This window comes from Oceanobacillus sp. J11TS1 (assembly GCF_018333215.1).
Lineage (GTDB): Bacteria > Bacillota > Bacilli > Bacillales > Amphibacillaceae > Oceanobacillus.
This window is the reverse complement of sequence record NZ_BORO01000021.1, coordinates 1-21,965: the sequence shown is the minus strand read 5'-3', so window position 1 is coordinate 21,965 and position 21,965 is coordinate 1. Positions and strand designations below refer to the sequence as shown.

The 21,965-nt window shown below is 38.0% G+C and carries 22 protein-coding genes; 11 read left to right on the top strand and 11 right to left on the bottom strand.

Features of this window, described 5'->3' with window-relative positions:
• Positions 1–34 precede the first annotated feature (34 nt).
• The 3 genes from KI343_RS14670 to KI343_RS14660 form a co-directional block, all read right to left on the bottom strand.
• Positions 35–1,501 (bottom strand): PH domain-containing protein, encoded by a 1,467-nt coding sequence (locus KI343_RS14670; RefSeq protein ID WP_212927170.1) that lies wholly within the window; start codon positions 1,499–1,501, stop codon positions 35–37.
• Positions 1,491–1,973, bottom strand: a complete 483-nt coding sequence (locus KI343_RS14665) for a PH domain-containing protein (protein WP_212927169.1) — start codon at positions 1,971–1,973, stop codon at positions 1,491–1,493. The genes KI343_RS14670 and KI343_RS14665 overlap by 11 nt, the downstream gene beginning before the upstream one ends.
• Before the next feature lie 244 nt (positions 1,974–2,217).
• Positions 2,218–2,544 (bottom strand): winged helix-turn-helix transcriptional regulator, encoded by a 327-nt coding sequence (locus KI343_RS14660; RefSeq protein ID WP_212927168.1) that lies wholly within the window; start codon positions 2,542–2,544, stop codon positions 2,218–2,220.
• A gap of 217 nt (positions 2,545–2,761) precedes the next feature.
• On the opposite strand from KI343_RS14660, the gene KI343_RS14655 reads away from it, so the two are divergent.
• Entirely contained in the window at positions 2,762–4,000 is a 1,239-nt protein-coding gene (locus KI343_RS14655) for an aminopeptidase (protein WP_212927167.1), read from the top strand.
• Between the two features lie 59 nt (positions 4,001–4,059).
• On the opposite strand, the gene recQ is transcribed toward KI343_RS14655, so the two are convergent.
• Entirely contained in the window at positions 4,060–6,228 is a 2,169-nt protein-coding gene (gene recQ / locus KI343_RS14650) for a DNA helicase RecQ (protein WP_212927166.1), read from the bottom strand.
• A gap of 269 nt (positions 6,229–6,497) precedes the next feature.
• On the opposite strand from recQ, the gene KI343_RS14645 reads away from it, so the two are divergent.
• The gene (locus KI343_RS14645; RefSeq protein ID WP_212927165.1) at positions 6,498–8,330 is read left to right on the top strand and encodes a cation:proton antiporter; all 1,833 of its coding nucleotides are present in this window, start codon (positions 6,498–6,500) and stop codon (positions 8,328–8,330) included.
• A 114-nt stretch (positions 8,331–8,444) separates the two neighbouring features.
• On the opposite strand, the gene KI343_RS14640 is transcribed toward KI343_RS14645, so the two are convergent.
• A complete protein-coding gene (locus KI343_RS14640) occupies positions 8,445–8,627 on the bottom strand; it encodes an SE1832 family protein (protein ID WP_212927164.1) in 183 nt (60 codons plus the stop codon).
• Between the two features lie 11 nt (positions 8,628–8,638).
• Positions 8,639–9,733, bottom strand: coding sequence for an AI-2E family transporter (locus KI343_RS14635; RefSeq protein WP_212927163.1), 1,095 nt, complete (start codon positions 9,731–9,733; stop codon positions 8,639–8,641).
• 683 nt (positions 9,734–10,416) lie between these two features.
• On the opposite strand from KI343_RS14635, the gene KI343_RS14630 reads away from it, so the two are divergent.
• The 3 genes from KI343_RS14630 (at position 10,417) to KI343_RS14620 (ending at position 13,266) form a co-directional block, all read left to right on the top strand.
• On the top strand, positions 10,417–11,229 hold the full coding sequence (locus tag KI343_RS14630; RefSeq protein WP_212927162.1) for a TerC family protein: 813 nt from the start codon (positions 10,417–10,419) through the stop codon (positions 11,227–11,229).
• A 207-nt stretch (positions 11,230–11,436) separates the two neighbouring features.
• A complete protein-coding gene (locus tag KI343_RS14625) occupies positions 11,437–11,886 on the top strand; it encodes an OsmC family protein (RefSeq protein ID WP_212927161.1) in 450 nt (149 codons plus the stop codon).
• Between the two features lie 369 nt (positions 11,887–12,255).
• Positions 12,256–13,266, top strand: a complete 1,011-nt coding sequence (locus tag KI343_RS14620) for an acyltransferase family protein (RefSeq protein WP_212927160.1) — start codon at positions 12,256–12,258, stop codon at positions 13,264–13,266.
• Positions 13,267–13,335: 69 nt separating this feature from the next.
• Here the strand turns inward: KI343_RS14620 and KI343_RS14615 are convergent, their stop codons facing one another.
• A complete protein-coding gene (locus KI343_RS14615; protein ID WP_212927159.1) occupies positions 13,336–14,679 on the bottom strand; it encodes a YjiH family protein in 1,344 nt (447 codons plus the stop codon).
• Positions 14,680–15,053: 374 nt separating this feature from the next.
• Here KI343_RS14615 and KI343_RS14610 point away from each other — a divergent pair, with 374 nt between their 5' ends.
• From KI343_RS14610 to KI343_RS14590, 5 genes are all read left to right on the top strand, one after another.
• Entirely contained in the window at positions 15,054–15,392 is a 339-nt protein-coding gene (locus KI343_RS14610) for a phasin family protein (protein ID WP_212927158.1), read from the top strand.
• Positions 15,393–15,484: 92 nt separating this feature from the next.
• A complete protein-coding gene (locus KI343_RS14605; RefSeq protein ID WP_212927157.1) occupies positions 15,485–15,823 on the top strand; it encodes a CHY zinc finger protein in 339 nt (112 codons plus the stop codon).
• Positions 15,824–15,963: 140 nt separating this feature from the next.
• A complete protein-coding gene (locus KI343_RS14600) occupies positions 15,964–16,557 on the top strand; it encodes a lysophospholipid acyltransferase family protein (protein WP_212927156.1) in 594 nt (197 codons plus the stop codon).
• A gap of 640 nt (positions 16,558–17,197) precedes the next feature.
• Positions 17,198–17,521, top strand: coding sequence for a YwdI family protein (locus tag KI343_RS14595; RefSeq protein ID WP_212927155.1), 324 nt, complete (start codon positions 17,198–17,200; stop codon positions 17,519–17,521).
• Between the two features lie 99 nt (positions 17,522–17,620).
• Positions 17,621–17,992, top strand: a complete 372-nt coding sequence (locus KI343_RS14590) for a DUF423 domain-containing protein (RefSeq protein ID WP_212927154.1) — start codon at positions 17,621–17,623, stop codon at positions 17,990–17,992.
• Between the two features lie 34 nt (positions 17,993–18,026).
• Here the strand turns inward: KI343_RS14590 and KI343_RS14585 are convergent, their stop codons facing one another.
• The 4 genes from KI343_RS14585 to hemQ all read right to left on the bottom strand — a co-directional run bounded on the left by KI343_RS14585 (position 18,027) and on the right by hemQ (position 20,180).
• Positions 18,027–18,281, bottom strand: a complete 255-nt coding sequence (locus KI343_RS14585; RefSeq protein WP_212927153.1) for a hypothetical protein — start codon at positions 18,279–18,281, stop codon at positions 18,027–18,029.
• Between the two features lie 114 nt (positions 18,282–18,395).
• A complete protein-coding gene (gene gerQ, locus KI343_RS14580) occupies positions 18,396–18,797 on the bottom strand; it encodes a spore coat protein GerQ (protein ID WP_212927152.1) in 402 nt (133 codons plus the stop codon).
• A gap of 309 nt (positions 18,798–19,106) precedes the next feature.
• Positions 19,107–19,328 (bottom strand): hypothetical protein, encoded by a 222-nt coding sequence (locus KI343_RS20205; protein WP_244856968.1) that lies wholly within the window; start codon positions 19,326–19,328, stop codon positions 19,107–19,109.
• Between the two features lie 99 nt (positions 19,329–19,427).
• Entirely contained in the window at positions 19,428–20,180 is a 753-nt protein-coding gene (hemQ, locus tag KI343_RS14570) for a hydrogen peroxide-dependent heme synthase (protein ID WP_212927151.1), read from the bottom strand.
• Between the two features lie 385 nt (positions 20,181–20,565).
• Between hemQ and pta the strand changes: the two genes are divergently transcribed.
• On the top strand, positions 20,566–21,540 hold the full coding sequence (gene pta, locus KI343_RS14565) for a phosphate acetyltransferase (RefSeq protein ID WP_212927150.1): 975 nt from the start codon (positions 20,566–20,568) through the stop codon (positions 21,538–21,540).
• Positions 21,541–21,965 lie beyond the last annotated feature (425 nt).

Below are 21,965 nucleotides of genomic sequence, written 5' to 3'. Positions count from 1 at the left end.
TACAATGGATTTTAATCGGTATTTTTTATTTAGGTTAGGATTCTTTCCGGGAAGAATACCAGTCTGCGATTTGATTGCTATCTGTAACGCGCAATTCCTTGATAACAAAGTGGCGTCCAGATGCCTTGTTTAAAATAGCCATATCAATCGTAGCAAGGGATTGCTTCCGATGAAGTATATGTTGCTTTCGCTGCAAAGCTTGGATTCTACGTTGCGGAATAAAAACGGTATCCTTACTAAATCTTCGTGTCTGAACCGTTATCTGCTGCTCATCAATTGCATAGCCTGCTGATTTAAATGCTGCCCAACCGTAGATACCGGTGATTATCATCAGGATAACGGGTATCCAGATATAAGGCGAAAAGAAGATTCCTACAACAATGACAGCGAGTAATAGCAAATCTATTGATCGAAATAAATAATAAGGCAATGCTTTTCTGGGGAGCCGAATCAAGTTACCCACACTATAGTGATATTCTGGCAAGAACGTGGCCAAAAAGGCTCCAAATTCTTTCTTACGCAACAGCGGGAAAATAATCGTGTTCATTTCCTGATTATTCTTCGTGTCCCCGCTGGCAATTTCGACATAAACCCTTATAAAACCAAATAATTGATGGAGAGGCGATTCCTTGATCCCTACTGCTTGTATTCTTTTTAATGGAATCGTTGTTTGTTTTTTCTCCAATAATCCTCTTGTAATAAACAGTTCTTTTTCATATCGTGTAATTGTAAAATTCCAATCCTTAATAACCGAATACAGGATACTTAAAAGCCATAAATATAGGAGAACAATAAGGCATAGAATAATAATAATTTGCAGACCGAGGGATAATACCCAACGAGCTGTTTCATCATAAAACCGGTCAGGAATAAATGTCTCTACTTGAGAGAAAGCAAAACCGAAAATACCTATTAAAATACCAAAACTTGCTGATGTAGAGCCAGTAATCAACAGTGCTTTAACGGTTATCTTTCGTTGAGGCAGGTTGGCTTCATTCTTTTCTTCCGGTTCTGTTTTTACCTCTTCGGATGACTCTTCAGACGCTGCCTCAGAAACGTGTTTTTTATACTTCAATTCGTTGTGCAGCATCTGTCCATCTGCCATCGTAACCGCAGACAACCCTGCATCCGTTGAAGAATCATTGCCGGCTGTTTCAATTTCTAATTTGGTTAATCCAAAAATTCGATGAATAATATTCTGTGATAAATCAATCGATTGAATACGGTGCTTGGATATCGTCCGTTTTTTACGGATGAATATGCCTCGCTCAATACGTAGTTGATCTTCTTCCAATCGGTACGTAAAACGAAGCCATGATAAAAAACTAAATAAAATAATCAATACGACCACAATAGGAATCGCAATCATTAAATAAAATAAGCCACCATTGCTGATGAAAGCAATAGCAACCGGTAAAAAGCCCAGGATAGATTGTTTCAATGTTTGGATAATATGAAATATCATTGCAGCGGGATGTAATCGTTTTGGTTTAGACATCATCTTGTTCCACCCTCGCTAATTCAGAAATTTGATCTCGTAAATCGGACGCTTCTTCTTCTGATAAAGCAGGGATTTGATGTGTGGTAGCTGCGGTTGATATTTTTAAGGTAGATAACTTATATTTTTTTAGAATTGGTCCTTGCTCTGTATCTACGTGCTGGACACGTATCATGGGTACAATCGTACGCGTGACAATAAGTACACCGTGCTGAATATAAATTTCTTGATCAAAAACTTGGTAACGCCATCTGCGCCACCTTAATTTAGGAATGATAAATGCTGTGACAAGCCATTCTAATATTGTAAGACCAGCTATTGTATAGACAATCCAGATTGGCAGAAAATCAAAAAGGCTATAAACGACAATGGAACCAATTGTAATTAATAATGATATAAGGGCGTATAAGTGTGCCGAGAGTTGCCAAGCTTTTATGGCATCTGTGGCAATCTTTCCATTTGGTTGTTCCCGCATGCGCTGTCACTCCTTGCTTTTTGGATGAATTATATAGTATAACAACGTAAAGAATAATGATAAGGATTGCAGTGATAATGGAAAATAGATGATGAAGGGATAGATAGTCTCAAACGTATTAAAAAACAAGTACCGTCTATTTATATGAACTGCAGTTTTAAAACAGGTACAGTTTAATAATACGTTTGAGGTTCTTTATTTACATAGATTGAGAGTGAACGAAAGAGGTAAAACATGAAAAAATTCATTCCACATCTTTTAAGTCATCCATCGTTATATACTCTTCTGCCCATTGTTGAATATCCTTGATAACGGGTTCTAATGCTTTTCCTTTTTCAGATAGTGTATATTCAATACGAACTGGGAATTCTGAATAGATATTCCGCTGTATAATGCCTTCTTTTTCTAACAGTTTTAAACGGTCTGAAAGTAAGCGTCCGCTAATTGGGAGATCTGCTTCCATCTCAGAAAAACGTTTAGCTCCTTTTAATAACTCAAATAAGATGAGACCAACCCAACGCGTGCTTAATAATCCCATTGCTTTTTCAAAACGTGGACATAATTGATTCATTTTTCCACCTCCATCAAACAACCTTGTATTTTGAATGCGTGCTTGTATACGCTGGTTACGAAAAGTAATTTAAATATAGGGTACCATAAATAGGAATGGTAGTAAATCAAAGCTGCAATGTTGGAATAGGCAAGGGGATAATTTTGGAAATATTCAAGGGAATATGAAATAATAAAAGTGTATGTTAATTAAATATGTCATTTGGAGGTATAGAATAATGGTTCAATTGCAAGTACAAGAAAAATATGCAGAATTAACGCTCAAAAAAGGTGTTAACTTACAAAAAGGACAGGCTGTTATGATTAATGCACCGATTGAAGGAGCAGAATTCACGCGGATTGTGGCCCGTAAAGCATATGAAATGGGCGCAAAAGACGTTCATATTAACTGGGTGGATGACGAACTTACCTTGTTAAAATACGAAAATGCGCCAGATGAAGTGATTGCAAATTATCCAGAATGGAAAGTGAAATTACACGATACATTTGCAGAGGATGGGGCAGCAGTTGTAAATATCCGTTCAACAAACCCGGACTTACTAAAGGATATTGATCCATCTCGTGTCGCAAAAGCAAATAAAGCAGCTGCAGAAGCAATGGTGAATTTCCGTAAATATACAATGAATGATCGTATTCCTTGGACAATTATTTCTATTCCGTCAAAAGATTGGGCGAAAAAAATCTTCCCTGACAAGTCAGAAGAAGATGCGGTTGCCAGTCTTTGGGATGCTATTTTAAAGATTGTTCGTGTTGATCAGGAAGATCCTGTCGCAGCATGGGATGCACATAACGCAACTTTAAAAACAGCCCGAGAAGTATTGAACAAGAAAAATTATAAAAAATTAGTGTTCAAAGCGCCGGGAACGGACTTAGAAATGGAACTACCAGAGGGGCATATTTGGAAAGGCGGATCTGCCGAGGCGGAAACAGGCGTTACGTTTAATCCAAATATGCCTACAGAAGAAGTTTTCTCGGTACCGCATAAATACGGTATCAATGGAACGGTTTCCAGTACCAAACCATTAAACTATGGCGGAAGTTTAATTGATAATTTCTCTTTAACTTTCAAAGACGGAAAAGTCGTTGATTTTCAGGCAGAGCAAGGCGAAGAAGTCTTGAAACATTTACTTGATTCTGACGAAGGTGCCCGCCGCCTTGGAGAAATTGCGCTTGTACCAGATGAATCTCCAGTATCGCAATCAGGACTTATTTTCTACAATACATTGTTTGATGAAAATGCATCCTGCCATATTGCGTTAGGGAAAGCTTATCCGACGAACCTGGAAGGCGGAGCTTCGATGGATTTAGATGAATTAGACAAACATGGTGTGAATGATAGTCTTGTCCATGTTGACTTTATGATTGGTTCAGACAAAATGGATATTGACGGAATTACTGCAGATGGTAAATCAGAAGCCGTATTCCGTAATGGAACCTGGGCGCTAAATATTAAGTAAAAAAACGAATAAAAAAGATTGGAGAAAAACATCATGTTTATCTCCAATCTTTCATTTTCTTATCCTTCTTTAACGCCAAATTTTTCATTTTTTACAAGAACCGCTTTAATTTTCCGATAGGTGAAGTCTTCCGGCAATGCTTCTTTTAACTCTTTCAAACCAGTTGCATCTAACGCTTCATGCGTAGACAAAATTTCTTCCTCTTCTTGATTGTTAAAGAACAGCTCCCAATTAAGGTTAAATCCCTTTTGAGAAGCCTGAAATAGATGTGATTCTATTGTTGTTTCCTTTAAATCCCGGATAGCAGCAATTTCTCGAATGCTTTTTCCACGCTGAAGGAGTTCATAGGATTTTTGATAGGATGGGCGATTGTCTTCTTCCTCTTCCTTTACATGCCTTGTCTTTGGCGATTGAAAATGAATTGCTGTCGGTGCCTTGAAATCAGGATTTTTTTCTTTCCAGTCTGCAATCGCCTTTAAGAAAGCTTCTCCATATAATTCGTATTTCTTTTGACCGACGCCTTTTAACCGCAAGAAATCTTCCTTATTTGTTGGCAGGTAACGAGCCATTTCCTTTAATGTCATATCGGAAAAGAGGACATAAGGCGGCAGTTCAAGCTGCTCGGACATCGTTCTTCTTAACTGGCGCAGCGTTTCAAATAAATCTGCATTATAATCTGCTTTTTCAGCAGTCGGAACATCTTGAATAAACATCGTAACATTTTGTTTCCCAGTTAGAATATCCATTGATTTTTGATTTAATTGTAATACGGGGAATTGCCCTTCCTCTGCAGATAAATATTGTTCTGCAATTAAGAAGTGAATCCTTTCGATAATTTCTTTCTCCGTGTACTTTGCTAAAATACCATAAGTAGTTAAGCCTGTTAATCCAAACTGAATCAGCTTTTTATCTTTCGAGCCTTTTAAAACTTTTGCGGTCATAACCACACCGAAACGTTCACGCATTCGTTTAACACAAGATAAAATCATTTGTGCTTCTTCCGTAATATCTACTATTTCTCCCTGCTTTAGACAATTACTGCAGCGCCCGCAAGATACCGAAGGAGCGACAGAACCAAACTGAAAATAGTTCAGAATATAACTATTTAAGCAGCTTTGGGTACGGCAATAATTAACCATTTTATTCAATTTCTGATATTCCCGCTGCATTCCTTCTTCGTCTAACTCTGACTTCTCAATCAAGAATTTTTGCGTATGAATATCCTGAGGAGAAAACAGTAAAACGCAATTGCTTGGTTCACCATCTCTGCCAGCCCGTCCGGCCTCCTGATAATAGGATTCCATATTCATCGGTATAGCATAGTGAATAATAAAACGGACGTTCGATTTATCAATTCCCATGCCAAATGCAGTGGTAGCGACCATGATTTCTGATTGATCAAAAATAAATGCGGTTTGGGCAGCCTGTCTTTCCTGCTCGGATAGTCCGCCATGATACTTAGAAACAGCATAACCTTTCTCTTTTAGGAAATCATATACGTATTCCACCTGTTTTCGCGTTGCTGCATAGATAATGCCAACTTCACCTTGGTGTTTTTTGAGATAAGAAAGAATATAGTCTGTTTTGTTTACCCCCTTTTCGATAAAGAAAGAAAGGTTTTTTCTCTCAAATCCAGTATGCACAGTATTGGCAGGAGCTATATGTAAAAGCGTTTGAATATCTTCAATAACTTCCGGTGTAGCCGTGGCTGTAAGCGCCATAATAACTGGGTCTCCGCCAATTTCCTTTAGAATAGGGACAATGGAGCGATAGCTTGGACGAAAATCATGCCCCCATTGGGAAATACAATGTGCCTCGTCAAAGGCAATCAGGGAAATATTCGTTTGTTTTAAGGCATGGATAAAAGATCCGGATTCAAAACGCTCTGGAGCAACGTAAATAAATTGATAGCGATTCTGTTGCATATCTCTTAAGCGCTGATGCTGTTCTGCAGCAGAAATAGAGCTATTAATGTAAGTTGCTGTTACACCTAAACCATGTAATCCATCAACTTGGTCTTTCATCAGCGAAATAAGCGGAGAGATGATAATAGCAGTTCCATTCATCGCAAGTCCTGGTACTTGATAGCAGAGTGATTTTCCACCGCCAGTCGGCATAACAGCAAGTGTGTTTTTGCCTTGATCAATATTGTCAATGACCTCCGCTTGTCCAGGTCGAAAACTTGGATAACCGAAGTAATTCTGTAATATATTTAGATGCTTTTCCATAGATAGGTCCTCCTTTAAGAGGTTGGTTTAACGTGAATATAGGAGATTTGTGCGATTTTTTCACAGATTATTATTCTATGTCTATCCTAGAACGTTTTATTTGGAAAGTAAAGTAAGAAAAAATTGTAAGTGGTAGCTGCAAGTACTGTTGAAAAGCGAGTTTGAACCGGGAAATTGTAAATTTTTAAATGCACAACATCATATGAATTTACATTTTTTCGCTGACTCTATAGAATGTGTCTATATCTTTTTGAAAAGGAGGGGAATGAATGGTTCCTTCTTTGTTATTTGAAGTAATGTTAATTGGTATACTAGGTATCGCTTCCCAATGGGTTGCATGGCGCTTTCGTATGCCGGCTATCGTTGTGATGGCAGCTACTGGACTTATCGTTGGTCCTATTTTTGGATTGATTAACCCAGAACAGGATTTTGGTGAACTGTACAGTCCGCTTATCTCTGTTGCTGTAGCAATAATATTATTTGAAGGGAGCTTAAATTTAAGCTTTCAAGAATTACGCGGAATCGGAAGACCTATTTTTCGGATTTCAACCATAGGTGCCTTTATTGCTTGGATATTAGGTTCTTTAACAGCACATTATATTGCTGGTTTATCGTGGGCGGTGGCATTTGTCATTGGCGGATTGTTCGTTGTAACAGGTCCGACCGTAATTATGCCTCTTTTACGTCAGGCAAAGTTAAAAGCGCGACCTGCGAAGATATTGAAATGGGAAGGGATTATTGTTGACCCCATAGGTGCTTTGCTTGCTGTTTTTGCTTTTGAAATTATTACTTTTATGACAGCATCCAATCCAGAAGCAAGCCAAATTATATTTTTCTTTGCGGGCTCCATTTTTGCCGTCTTCTTAGGCTGGGTATTGGGACGCGGACTTGGCTGGATGTTTGAGATGGGGCATGTGCCTGAATTTCTAAAATCTCCCACCGTGGTCGTTGTCGTCTTATTTTGCTTTGCGATTGCCGATGCAATTATGCATGAGACAGGACTTTTATCCGTAACTGCAATGGGAATCACCCTAGCGAATATGGGGATTCGCTCTGTATCAGACATGAGGCACTTCAAGGAAAATATTTCTGTACTGTTGACTTCCACGATTTTTATCATGTTAACAGCATCCCTTGATGTTGCGACCATTATGCAGATTTTCAACCCTCATATTATTGGTTATGTGTTGCTGATGATGTTTGCCGTCCGCCCCTTGTCTATATTCTTATCGACGATTGGCACAGGACTCAGTTTAAACGAAAAAGTGCTGATTGGCTGGATTGCACCGCGGGGAATAGTTGCATTAACGGTTTCTGGTTATTTTGCAGGTGTGTTAACAGATGCTGGTTATGAAGATGCTTCTATTTTAACAGCATTGACCTTTGCGCTTGTTATTTTTACTGTGATTGCGCATGGTTTTTCTATCGGCTGGCTTTCTAAAAAGCTGGATTTATCCAACAAAGGAAATCCAGGAGCACTCATTGTCGGGAGTAACCCATTTACTATCCAATTAGCGAAGTCATTAAAAGAGGCCAATTATCCTGCTATGATCGTTGATTCATCCTGGGCCAATCTTTCTCTGGCTAGAAAAGAAGGCATAGAATTTTATCATGGAAGTATGCTTTCCGAACAAACGGAGCATCATCTGGATACCATTCCATATGAATATTTATTATCGCTATCGCATGATAAAGCATATAATTCATTGCTTTGTACCACATTCCTTCCAGAATACGGAAGAACAAATGTGTTTAAGGTTAGTCCATACACGACTTTAAATGATGATGGCTCTTCCTATTCCACAGGGCTTGTATCACAGGTTGGCGGCCGCATTTTATTTGATAAAAAATTCTCCCTGGAGGATTTGATCGATAAAGTAGAAAATGGCTTTACGATCCGCCAAACAACACTGACAGATAAATTTACATTTGAAGATTATAAACAGTCAAAAGATCCTGAGACAGTGTATTTATTTTTAATCAAACCTTCTGGGCAGCTGAAATTTTTCTCAGAGGAAATGCGTACAGTACCAGCATTAGGGGATAAAATTGTCAGCTTGACCAAGGAGAAGGAAGCTACAAGGGAATTCTCTCAAGACTAAGGGAAACTATCTTAAAAGAAAAGCTGGCTCTCCGTAAAAGGGAGCCAGCTTTTCTTATAGGCAAAGAAAGCATTGAAAAATTCTGCGCCTTTCAAGGCTTTGCTCAAGTCTTCTCTATTGATATTGTTCTAGTTTTTTTCTTACTTCAGCAATTTCTCCTTCTAAACGGACTAATTGCTGTTCAGCGGAGGAGACACGCCCTTTGACAAACTCGAGCTTGTCCAAATCACCTTGAATACGAGCATAATCCGATTTCAACTCATCTAATTGTTGTTCCAGTTTTGCTTTTGTTGTCAAGAAAATCCCTCCTAAATTAATGCGTCATCCTTGTCTTTTCTGGAATTCACAAAGGTTTGATAAAAATGGATAACGATGGTTCGAATTACTGCATAGATGGGGATAGCAAATAAAATACCAAAGAATCCGGCAATGCTTCCAGCTGCTAGAATAGCGGTAATTACCGTTAATGGATGCAAATTAAGTGCCTGTCCCATAACGTTTGGAGAAATAAAGGTACTTTCAACCTGCTGCGCGACGAACATAATAATAGATACCCAGATTAAGTTCATCGGATCTTGGAATCCCCCGACCAGTAAGGCTGGAATAACAGCAATATAAGGTCCTAAGAATGGTATCACATTCATCAGCATCCCGAATAAAGCCAGTACAACGGCATACTCTAAACCGATAATTAAATAACCAATTAATAATAAGATACCGACAGCGAAACTGACTAATAATTGTCCTTGAATAAAAGCGGACAGCACCCTATCAATTTTACTTAATAGGTCATGAAGATTATCAGCTTTCTTCTTGCTGAAAAATTGCAGTATAAAAGGAACAAGCTTTTCCCCGTCTTTTAACATAAAGAAAAGGAAGAATGGAATCAAGATGATCCCGGCAATAATGCTTACGAGCTGACCGATAAAGGTTCCTAAGAATCCAAAAATATTATTCAATACATTTTCAATATGTCCAGGAATGTCGTTAGCAAAATTATTGATTGCATTAATCACCTGGTCAGGAACTAAGGCGATATTGTCTTGCCAATATGCAATCCAGCCCTCTACCATTTTGATCATTCCAGGAATAGCTTCCATCAAACGTTCAAATTGATCGCGGGCAATCGGCCAGATAAATAGTACAAATAAGGCGACAGCACCAATTAAAACAAGAAAGACGATAATAATGGAAAGGATACGAGGAACTTTATGTTTTACCAGAAAATTCATAAGCGGTCTTGTTAAATAATAAAGAATACCTGCACCAATAATCGGAAGCGCAACTGCCCCAATTAATTGAAGGACAGGCGTGAAGATGAAATGTGTTAAAGAAATGAGAAAAATTAATGTAAATAAACAAATGAAAAAAATAAAAAATTGAAACCAGCGTTTCTTCGTCATTCAATCACACTACTTTCTTTTAATTGGAATGATTTATCGCAGTGTAACTGGCTGGGACTGCGATTACTCGTCCCATCGAAAACATTTGGGACTACTCGTCCCATCGAAAACATTTGGGACTACTCGTCCCACCGAAAACCACTGCGATTACTCGTCCCATCGAAGGACTTTTGTAAGACTCCCACTACAAGAAATAAATGAGTAAAAATTATATTTCTAAGTGGGAGATCTAACAGCCAGTAACGGCCCGATTCGTTCAACTAACCTTCAGTGGGGGATGAAAGAAAACCCCCACTAAAGGAAGTTTCACTTTATTCCTTATTTTACATTAACCTTAATTAGAAAGCCATAAACATCACCAAAAGATTTAGAGGAAGAAGCGTATAGAGATTAAAATAGTGTAAAACATATTGACAAAGGTCATAAAAAAGGTTTAAATGAATTATACTGATATTCAAAGTGAAAAGATGCAGTCATAGAAACTACATAAAGTGTGTGTGTGTGAATATTTATTTCCTAAAGGGGAGTAGCTGTACATGTAAAATCGTCATTACGAGATAAATATTATCTCCGGTTTTACGTGGCAACCAGAAAAGTTGTTAGCGAGACCTTTACCGATTGCAGGTAAAGGTCTCTTTTTATGACCTTTTCTGCAAAAATACATGTAGAAAAGGAGAATGAACATGGGAACAGAGTTACTACTTGAGTATTTATGGGTCTTGCTGGTATTAGTTGCATTAGAAGGCTTGTTAGCAGCAGATAATGCACTTGTGTTGGCTATTATGGTTAGAGACCTGCCGGAAAAACAAAGAAAGAAAGCATTATTTTATGGACTGGCAGGAGCGTTTGTTATGCGCTTTGCATCCTTATTCGTCATTTCCATGCTGGTCGATTTCTGGCTGGTACAGGCGTTAGGAGCTTTATATCTATTAATTATCTCAGGTAAAAATCTTTATGATCGATTTAAGAAGAAAGAACCGGATAAACAGGAAGCAACGGAGAAAATGGAAGAAGGCGCTGGAACTAATCAAGAACCTGAACCCGTATCAAACAAGCAATTCTGGTTAACAGTTGTTAAGGTAGAGTTTGCGGATTTAGCTTTTGCTGTAGATTCCATTTTAGCAGCTGTGGCTTTGGCGGTAGCATTGCCTCCAACAGGTCTAGGCCATATTGGAAGCCTGGATACAGGGCAATTTTTAGTTGTATTTGCGGGCGGTATGATTGGTTTAATCATTATGCGATTTGCTGCTAATATTTTTGTTGATCTCTTGCATAAGCGTCCAACATTGGAAGTAGCTGCTTTTCTAATTGTTGGCTGGGTCGGGGTGAAACTGGCTGTTATTGTGTTAGCAAACCCGGATATTGGATTACTTCCAGAACACTTCCCGCATTCAACCATTTGGAAGGCTTCCTTCTATATCGTTCTTGTAGCAATTGCACTTGTAGGGTGGTTCGCATCTAGTCCAAAACTAAAACGAAATAAAGAACAATCTTAAATGATTGATAAAACCGTCCTGACATAGACCAGTTAGGGCGGTTTTATCTCAGGTAAAGAAGATGTTATTCAAAAACCCCCCCTCGTCTTGGCTTTATGGGCCTGTTTATCGGATAATTTGAACACGCACTTTAACATGTTATTTTTGTAAAATCTTTTACAATAAGCCATAATAGTGGGAGAAAATCTAACGAAGGGGATGATCGTAATGCCACAGCACCACTTTCATTTAAAAGCAGAATGGCCAGGTGGACGAAATAGTGAAGGCTATATTCATGCAGGAAATTTACAGACAAAAATATCTATCCCGCCGGAAATGGATGGGCCAGGAGTGGGTACAAATCCGGACGAAATGCTGCTTGGAGCGGCTGCAACCTGTTATATTATTTCATTAGGAGCCATGTTTGAGCGCGCTGACCTTCCCATTGCGGAGATGGGCATGACTTCAGAAGGTATTGTTGACGTAACAAATGGCATCTTTACATATGAAAAAATCATCCATCGACCAAACGTAACGCTCAAAAAGGATGCAACAGATCAACAAATTCGTTTAACTCAAAAACTTGTTGAAAAAGCGGAAAAGACCTGTATGATTTCCAAAGCGATTCAAGGAAATGTTCAACTAGAGCTAGAACCAACGATTCAAATAGAAGAATAAAGGGGACAATCGTCATATGAACAAGGAGAGCTTGAACTTAAATTAATTTCTATGGCTTTCCCAATCGTGAAAATGCAATATGTATACAGACATTGCAGGTAAACCAACTTTTTCTAAGATTATATCTATCCAATTAAATTATGTTACATTTTTTCGCTCTACTAACAAATCAGTTACAAAACGATAAAATTTCTGTTTTTTAGGAGACTTTTTCAATAAATATATGTAGAGTATAGTATACAGCGTAAAATCTTAGTGGAGTTAATGAAGAGAAGAAGCGACCGTTGCCGCCGAGGAATAAATAGCTGCAACAGGTAGGAATTACGGACGCTCATGCTGTTAAAAAAGAAACAATAAGAGGGATGAGATATGGAACGAAATGCATTTTTTGATAATGCGAAGGTTTTTTTAATCTTCCTCGTTGTCTTTGGACATATGATTCAACCATTTGTAAGTGATTCGAAATCAATCGAAGCAATTTATATGTGGATTTATACCTTTCATATGCCGGCATTTATTTTATTAGCTGGTTTCTTTGCAAAGGGTTCTGGTAACAAAAAATATATATGGAATTTAATGAAGAAGTTAATTATCCCATATTTTATCTTTCAAACGTTATACACCATCTACTACTTCTTTATAGGAAAAGCGGATTGGCAAACTGGTGTTTTCTATCCGCAATGGTCGTTGTGGTTCCTATTTAGCTTGTTTAGTTGGCACATTTTACTTGTGCTATTCAAAAAGATTCCAGCTGCCTGGAGTATTTCCTTATCTATTGTTATAGGAATCTTGGTGGGCTACTTTGGAGAAATTGGACATTCATTTAGTTTATCGAGAACATTTGTGTTTTTCCCGTTCTTTTTAGTCGGTTATTGGTTAACCGTAGATCAAATGATGGTGGTAAAAAAACACAAAGTAAAAGTGGCTTCCGTTGCTGTGATGGCAGTTCTCTTTATTCTCATTTACAAATTCCCGGAAATGGATTCTGGTTGGCTGCTTGCATCACAGTCTTATAGTGATTTAGGTGCAGATAGTTTCGGCGGTGCAGTCCGATTATTTGTTTATGCAATTGCGGCGATAATGACAATGAGTATATTGGCTTGGATTCCTAAAAGAAACCTTGGCTGGATAACAAGACTCGGAACAAGAACATTATACGTTTATTTATTACATGGATTTATCGTTCAGTTTCTGCGTCAATTTGATTTATTAGCGGTAAATCACTGGTTTGATGTGATTGGGATTGCCGGTTTATCGGCACTGATTGTGCTTGTGCTGTCCAGTAAACCTGTTTTAACCATCTCCCAGCCATTAATTGAGGGACGCCTTGCGAAGGTCCGTTCTTTATTTAACCATCGACGCAAAGGAACATCTTCCTAAAAAATAACGAATAAAAATGCGGAGCTCTCCAATAAGAGCTCCGCATTTTTTATTCGTCACCATGTTATCTTAAAATAATATATGGGCAATAATCGTTATAATCGGCAGTGTAATCACTGTACGTATTAAAAAGATAAAAGCCAAGTTACGGAAGGACACTGGGATCTTAGTTCCTAAAATAAGTCCGCCTACCTCAGACATGAAAATAAGCTGCGTAACAGACAATGCTGCAATAATAAATCGTGTCATTTCTGCTTCTACACCAGTAATTAAAATTGCCGGCAGGAACATATCTGCAAAACCAATAAGTATTGTTTCCGATGCTTCTTTAGCAAATGGAATCTGCATCAGTTCTAAAATCGGAACAAACGGCGTTCCGAGCCATTGGAATAAAGGTGTATATTCTGCAATAACGACTGCGAGCGTTCCAAATGCCATTACGACAGGAGTTACACCGAACCACATATCAAGAATATTTTTTCCTCCGTCTACAAAGAAGGTACGGAACTTTGTTTCTTTTTCAGCTCGTTTTACAGCATTTTTGAATCCAAACGTAAATACATTATCAGAATCAGGGATTTTTTCATCATCATTTCTTTCTTCCCCATTGATATAGGTATTTGCCATTTTAGAAAGCGGCGGAATACGCGGCATAATTAACGCAGCAACGCCTCCAGCAATAATAATGGTCATATAGAAGGGTAAAAACATATGCTCCAAATTGACCTGCTGTAAAATAACTAAGGTGAAAGTAATCGACACAACAGAGAAAGTCGTACTGATAATGGCTGCTTCTCGTTTTGTATAATAACCGTCTTCATATTGTTTATTGGTCAACAGTACCCCGATCGTAGCATCCCCGACCCAAGAAGCTAAGCTATCGACAGAGGCCCTGCCGGGTAATCGGAATAAAGGCCGCATGATATTGCGCATCATACCTCCAAAAAACTCCAGAAGGCCAAAGTTTGTTAAGAAAGGTAAAAAGAGCCCTGCAAAAAGGAATGTGACAAACAACGTATGTAACAGACTGTCTAGCAACATTCCGCCTGTATCTTCGCTATAAACAAATTCCGGTCCAATTTGAAAGTAAACCATAACGGCAAAAACGGCAGCTAAAATACGTGTAATCGTCCAGAACCAAGTTGTATAAAATAGCTGATGTAGAAAAGGGAATCTGCTAAAAGATGATTCACCGCCTGCTTTTGCAATGATAGTGAAAATGGCAGTCAGTAAAATAACAATCATCATAATAAGCGATAAATAATTGTCTAAAAACCCTTCCAGATGTCCTGCTAGGAAAGCAATAGGTATTGTAAAACCCTCTTCTGTCGGCAGGGGGTATAAGAATAGGAATAAACCTAATAAAGACGGGATAATAAACTTAATAATATTGCTAAAGGAATAAGGTTTCATTTTTCTTCCTCCTAGATAATAATACGAAATCATTTGACTGTATGATTATACAACCAAATGTAATTTTATTCAATGGTAAATTATTAATTGAAGGTTAATTATAGTATAGGATGGGAATAAAGAAAACATAGCATTTAAAATCCGATGCCAAAATCATTTACGGAATGACGGAATGTTATATATAATAAAGACAGGGCTTATTTTTATTCTATGTACGTAAATAATGTATAGAACTGCCCTGTTTCACGTATTGTAAGGATGACAGGTCAAGAAGAGACAGGTTCATCCAGTTATAAAGTGTGTGTTCGAATGAGACTTTTTGAACATCCTCTTAAAGAACCATCATAAAGTGCATACTATAGGAGGTATAAATGATGAGTGAATATTTACGTAAAGGATTCTTACTGGGTTTAGGCGCAGCAGTAAGCGGAAAAGAGAAGTTTGAACAAAAAGTGAAAGAATTAGTGGAAAAGAATGAATTGACACAAGAGCAGGCAAAAACTGTTTTAGATAATTTTATTGAAAAAGGCAGCAGCAAAAAAGGCGAATGGGACGAAAGAAGTAAAGAGAAAAAGAAAGTTCTAGCAAAAGAATCTGGACTTGCGACAGCAGATGAAATGGATGAGCTGCGGGCAAGAGTTCTTGTCTTAGAAGAGAAATTGGGTGTTTCCTCGAAGGATGAAGGAATAGAAGAGGAAATAGTAGAAGATTAATCATACGAGCAAGATACTTTCGAAATTATGAAAGTGTTTTGCTCGTTTTTTATAGATAGAAATCTATTAACTAGCTGAGGGAGAGAAGTGCTGTGCCAAAAATTTATGGTTCAATTGTTGATGACCAAACAAGATGCAAACATTATCACACAGACAAAGACATTATTGCGATTAAATTTAAATGCTGCAATAAATATTATCCATGCTATCGATGTCATGAAGAATGTGAAGATCACAAAATTTCCGTATGGGGAAAAGATGAATTTAATGAATTGGCAATCCTATGTGGGGTTTGCGGAACAGAGCATACCATCCAACAGTATGTAAATACGGACGACTGTCTGTATTGTGCCTCTGTATTTAATGAAGGTTGTCAAAAACATTACCACTTATATTTTGATTATGAACCTAGTTGTGAAAGAACGAGATAGTGAAGAACTTATTCAGAATAGATAGGAATATAAGAAATCTCTGTTCATGACACACCATAAAATTCTTGTAATTTCGCTTCTTTTCCATTAGTATCTTATGTAAGTACCAGGTACTAAAAATGGGGAAGAGGAAGAGAATTATGTATTATTTTGCTGCATACGCATTAAAGATAGTTCTAAGTTTATTTGGACGAGTGAACGTATTTCAAAAAGAAAAGTTACCAGCATCAGGAGGATACATTATCGCCTGCACGCATACGGGATGGATAGACATCTTGTGGCTTGGTGTCAGCGTATTGCCTACGAAAGTTCATTATATGGCAAAGAAGGAATTATTCGAATCACGGCCTCTGAAGTGGCTGATGAAAAAACTGAATGCATTTCCAGTTGACCGGGATAATCCGGGTCCGAGCACGATTAAAGTACCCCGTAAACTTTTAAAACAAGAAAAAGTAATCGGTATTTTTCCGAGTGGTACGAGAACAACCAATCAAGTGCCGCTCAAAAGAGGAGCTGTGACAATTGCTGCATATAGCAATGTGCCTATTATTCCAGCAGCTTATATCGGTCCAAATAATTTTAAAGAGTTATTTAAGCGTAAAAAGCCGAAAATTATTTTTGGAGATCCGATTCATTTACCTGCAGATATGCCGCGAAAAGAGGCAATGGACGAGATGATGAACGTAATGAATGAGAAATTATATGCGTTACAATCTGAATTAGAACAAAAGTAAACATGGATTCAAGAGGTTGGGACAAAAGAAAGCGGATATTCGCACAAATGAGTTTGAAAGTTGCTGGATAAAAAAACACTTTTTCTCAGCCTCTTGAGTGGATAAGAGATAAAATGCTATAAACTTTGTAGAGGTTCATCCGTTTAGATGATGATATCCGAAATATGGCTTTGGGACTGTGGTTGCTCATTTTAATGAAATATTTACATAAACTTTATATTTTGTCTAAACGTGCAAAATGCCTGTATGGAAAAGGGAGTTGTAATATCTTCCTATTGAAGATAAAAAAAGACAGTGCTATACTAATTTTATATTTTACTGCATCAGCGTATAGGGGGAGTTTTCAAATATGAAAAACTTTTTTCATCTATATCGGCAAACTTCAACACGTTTGGGAAGAGAACTTTACGAAGAAGAGGTTACCTTTTTGCAATGGATGTATGAACGCTATAGGGTGGAGGAAATATCAAGAAAGTTAAACAAAAAACGGATACTGCGATGAATAACATTATAACATTAGAGCAAAGAGGCGAAATCTTCTAGAGCTCTTTTTTTTATCTCTCATTTAGGCATGAGGAGTTTATCAGAATTAATTCTGTGCTATAATTCATATGGAATGATACATAAAAGGAGGGGTTATATGGCTGTCAGCAATGAAATCATCATTGATAAAATGATCCATGAGCTACAAGAAGCCAAAAGAAAAGCCCATCACCAAGATCAAGTGAAAAAACATATGGAAAACGTCCGTTTATTAAGTGAGTTATTTATTTCAGCAGAGCCTGATTCCGCTACAATGGCTGCAGGTAAAACACGGGTGAATATAGAAGATACAGAAGAGCACATTTCAGAAACAGAAATGAAAGCAATGCTTGGCAAGGAATCTAGTATCAAAGTAGTTAATCCGCAGAAGAATAAATTAAATGACGAGGACGCGAATGGAGATTCAATTTTTGACTTTTAAGAACAAAACAGTCTAAAGTTTTGTGGTTTCTTTGGGAATAGCATTTTTAAGTAAACGTTTTGTAGACGTGCTTTTAATTTAAGATTGGAGTTGGAAAAGATGAAACTATTTTTAATAATTGGAGCGATTCTTGGATTTTTAGCAGTTGCATTTGGAGCATTTGGTGCACATGGACTAGAAGGGAAATTGTCGGAAAAAGCTTTGACAAATTGGGGTAAAGCAGTTGATTACCAAATGTTTCACACGATGGCGATTGTTGCAGTTGCTCTTATTTTAGGGAAGTTTGATGGAAGTAATCTTTTTACGTCAAGCGGTTGGCTGTTCCTGGTAGGTATTCTTCTGTTTTCCGGAAGCCTCTATATGTATTCTTTAACAGGTGTAAAAACATTTGCGATGATTACACCAATTGGAGGACTGTCCTTTTTAGCAGGATGGGTTCTATTAGGCATTGGCGCGATGAAATTATTATAAAAGATGCGTTTATACCTTTATAAAGCGCAAAACGTTAAGAAAGATAAAAGAACAAAGAGGTTAGAAACAAAAATAATAAGGCTGCTCTGACCATTTGTTTCAGGGCATCAGAAGCTCTTCTTGTATTTAGCAATATAAATGCATTACTAATGATACTAAGTACAAAAAGATAGCAGGCAAAGAACAAAAATAGCATCCACCCTGTTATCCAAGCGAAAATACCAAGGAATACCCCTGCAATGATACTAATTATTTCGATTCGTATCCATTTTTCTAGAGGATGTCTCATTTTTTAATCTCCTCACAATACAGTTATCGGTATAAGAAAAGCGTAGACGTACAAGATAGTCTACGCTTCTTTTTTTGCTTTTGAGCCCTTAACGAGGATTGGGTTGATAATGGGCTATTGGTTGCCAAATGGATAATCATAACTTATTTGTTCGTCAAATAGGACGTAATCTAAATATACCATTAATAATAAGAAACGTCGGTTGGAGTCTTCTTCACGGATCAAAATATGATCCCTTCCAGCGGCCTCGATATAGCCTCGAAATGCCGTTTGCTGCTGGCCTTCAAATGTCAGATAAAAAGTGCCTAGGCTTCCGATGTTTAAACGTAGAATATTTTCAATAAATGATTGCTGATTGGTGAACTGACCTCCGCCACTTGCATTTGATGGTTGTGGGAATTGTCTAGACGCGTTAACGGGATAAAAGCTTCCGGTAGATGCTGGGTAAAAATAGGGACTAGGATAGGAAGCAGGATAATAATTTCCTGGCTGATTCGGATTCGTTTGATCACTCATGATTACACTCTCCTCCTTAAAACGGTTATTCATGTAATAGAACTAGTTGCCTGCGCCTGGTTCTAACAGGCAGGCATTCACGCTGTAATGGAGCATAAAAGCAATGCGAAAATATCGTCCTGTATTCCATGGACCGTACCAGTAATCAGGGCGCGGACCTTGAGGCATAAAAACCAACGTGAATCGGAAGCAGATGCTGTGTTTATACTTGAAGAATTTTCGTCAACTGTATATCCATTCTCTTACCCTTGGATAAAAAATATCCCATTTGAGGCCCTAAATCCTCTAGGACTTTCTTTTCTGCATCTGTTATGGTTCGAATATCTGGGCAATTGAAACAATCAGCAAGAACAGATGGACACGTTTGTTACCAACCATCAGCATTCCAAGGTCGTCATTTCTTTCCGCTTCTGCACGCATGAAGCGGGCGAGCAGACCTACCTCAGCTTCTTTATGAGCAATAATTGCTATGGACCAACCCCATTTCTCACAATTTTTCGGTGCAAGCTCATTAATGATATGTATGTTCATATGGCTGTCTTCATGATTGTTTTTTGAGATTAAGAAGGATAAATTTTTACATAAAAAAAAGAGGCCTTTTCGCCTCTTTTTAATAAATCCAGTTTATAACTAGGATAGTGCTAGATAATCGGAAAGTTCATCTGATGCCAGATAATTCCCCATGATGAAGTCGCCAAACTCTGCATATTTTGTTGTTACTTCATCAAAACGCATTTCATAAACGATTTTCTTGAATTGCAGCGGATCATGCGCAAATAAAGTTACGCCCCATTCCCATTCATCTAATCCAATGGAACCGGTAATGATTTCTTTAACTTTACCAGCATATTTGCGTCCAGTCATACCATGTTCATAAAGCAATCTGGTACGCTCTTCTTTATCAATCGTAAACCAGTTAGCCTCAGGCTCGCGACGTCTTGCCATCGGATAGAAACAAGCATGCTCCCATTTTGGCATAATAGGTCTTAAGCGCTCTTTTACGTAAGGAGAAAGTTCACGGTCATCGCCAGCCTTCATTGGATCATGCATGGTCATTTCAATGATGGATACATAAGAATATGCAGGGATTAAGAAATCGCCTAATAGCGTTTTATTAATAGCTGTTTTAATTTCTTCCAGCTCGTCCATGGTCTCGCGCAAGAATATAAACATAAGGTCGGCTTTATTTCCGACGACCTTGAAAATACTATGGCTGCCTTCTTTATTTTCTTCTATCTTTTCCCATTGTTTTATGAGTTCTTCAAATTCTTTGATTGCTTTATTTCGTTCGTCCTCTGAGATTGCTTTCCAAGATGTCCAATCAAAGTGACGCGTATCATGTAAGGCGGACCAGCCGTCTACAGTTACTACTGCTTCTGCCATTGTTCATACACTCCTTCATAATTAAATACTGATTCTATATTAACTATAGCATAACCAACTGGTACGATTCATATAAAAAACTACAAAATCATGTCATTTCAAGTATTGTCAAGGCTTTGTCAAAATTGCAAGGAGAATAAAATAGACTTTTCTGCGGTTGGTAATATTTTTGATTATTAAGGCAAGGATAGTAACTGAAAATAAGGTAGAAATAATGTAATCCTTTACATTATTTTTTAGAAGAAAAAGGTATTCGCAACACTTTATTTGTAAGTTTAAATGGTTTATGATTAAAAAGGATTTAATGATAAACTAACAGATTTACCGAGCGAAAAAGCCCGCGATTGTAATCTTTGGAGTGTCAAATCTTAGGAGGGTTAATAAAATGGGTTTATTTGAACAATTAACAGACAAAGTAAAAGGAAATGGCAAACGTATTGTATTTCCAGAAGGATTGGACGAGCGTGTATTATCCGCAGCAAGTCGTTTAGCGGAGGATGGCGTCCTTTCACCTGTAGTAATTGGAAATCAACAAGCGATAGAGGATAAAGCTGCAGAACTTAATGTCTCCACTTCTGGACTTGAAATTGTCGATCCTGCTAATTATGAAGGTTTCGGGGAAATGGTAGATGCATTTGTAGAAAGAAGAAAAGGAAAAGCAACAGAAGAGGATGCGAAAAAAATCCTTTTAGATGAAAACTATTTTGGTACTATGCTTGTTTATTTAAATAAAGCAGATGGTCTTGTAAGCGGCGCTGCACATTCAACAGCTGATACTGTTCGCCCGGCATTACAAATTATTAAAACAAAAGAAGGCGTTAAGAAAACTTCTGGCGTATTCATTATGGTAAGAGATGAAGAGAAATATGTATTTGCAGATTGTGCAATCAATATTGCTCCAGACAGTAATGATTTAGCAGAAATCGCGGTAGAAAGTGCAAAAACAGGAGCATTATTTGATGTGGATCCTCGTGTTGCAATGTTAAGCTTTTCAACGGCTGGTTCTGCCAAATCCCCAGAAACAGAAAAAGTGACAGACGCTTTAGCAATTGCAAAAGAGAAAGATCCTTCTCTAGTAATTGATGGGGAATTTCAATTTGACGCAGCATTTGTACCAAGTGTTGCAGAGAAAAAAGCACCAAACTCTGTGATTAAAGGGGACGCCAATGTATTTGTCTTCCCAAGCTTAGAAGCTGGTAATATCGGCTATAAAATTGCACAGCGCTTAGGCGGCTTTGAAGCAGTAGGACCAATCCTTCAAGGACTAAACAAACCAGTAAACGATCTATCAAGAGGCTGCAGTGCAGAAGATGTGTACAACTTAGCATTAATCACCGCTGCACAAGCAATAGGAGAATAAAAAAATGCCGGGCAATTTTTCTTGCCCGGCATTTTTTTATATTTTGGAACGCGCTCCAAAAAAGGAGAACGCGCTCCGAAATAACGGAAAGCGCTCCGAAATATTGGAAAGCGCTCCACCTCAGGTTAAACTAGCTCCAAAAATGGCCAAGCGCTCCAACCCCAGGCTAAGCGCTTCAATCGAGTCCGAATCCGCTCCAAACCAAGGTCCAAGCGCTCCAGTCGAGTCCGAATCCGCTCCAGACTAAGGAAAAAGCGCTCCAACCCAGGTTAAACTCGCTCCAACCCCAGGCGAAAGCGGTACTGTCAATAAGTATGTGTAAATTCCCAGGAAGTGCACCGGTTTTACATGGAGTAGTGGGCATGGTAGCCTTGGTGGTAAGGCCAACGCTTTTTTCCATAGTTGGGTCTTGGCCTATGAACCAT